Source organism: Halorubrum sp. Atlit-26R, from assembly GCF_003666015.1.
GTDB lineage: Archaea > Halobacteriota > Halobacteria > Halobacteriales > Haloferacaceae > Halorubrum.
Genome location: NZ_QPLT01000440.1, coordinates 1 through 489, shown reverse-complemented (window position 1 = coordinate 489; position 489 = coordinate 1). Strand labels below are relative to the sequence as shown.

General features: G+C 68.5%; 1 protein-coding gene. It reads right to left on the bottom strand.

Features of this window, described 5'->3' with window-relative positions:
- Positions 1-4 precede the first annotated feature (4 nt).
- Positions 5-489, bottom strand: a 485-nt coding sequence (locus DVK07_RS21350; RefSeq protein ID WP_147441330.1) for an energy-coupling factor ABC transporter ATP-binding protein, incomplete at its 5' end; no start/stop codon positions are given.

Here is a 489-nt window from a genome sequence, read left to right as displayed (position 1 = left end):
TAGCTCAACATCGCGGGTCTCTGATGCCAAGGTCCGGGAGGCTGTCGAGCGCTTCGGCTGGCGGCACATCGAGCACGACCCGCCCTTCGTGCAGCGCGACGAGGCGGTCGGCCCGCTCGTGGAGGTCCCGGAGGTCGTGCGTGACAACGATGATACCCGTCCCATCGGCGGCCAGCGCGTCGAGGTGGTCGAGCACTGAGTCTCTGGCCGGCCAGTCTAACCCGACGAGCGGTTCGTCGAGCACGAGGTAGTCCGGTTCCATGGCGAGCGCCCCAGCGATGGCGACGCGGGCTTGCTCGCCACCCGAGAGAGCGTCGATGCGGCTCTCGGCGGCAGCACCGAGATCGACAGCGTCGAGCGCCCTATCGACCCGGCGGTCAATCTCTCCCCTGTCGAGCCCGAGGTTCTCCGGGCCGAAGGCCACGTCAGCCGCCACGGTCGCGGCGACAAACTGGTCGCGGGGATGCTGGAACACCATCCCGATACGTG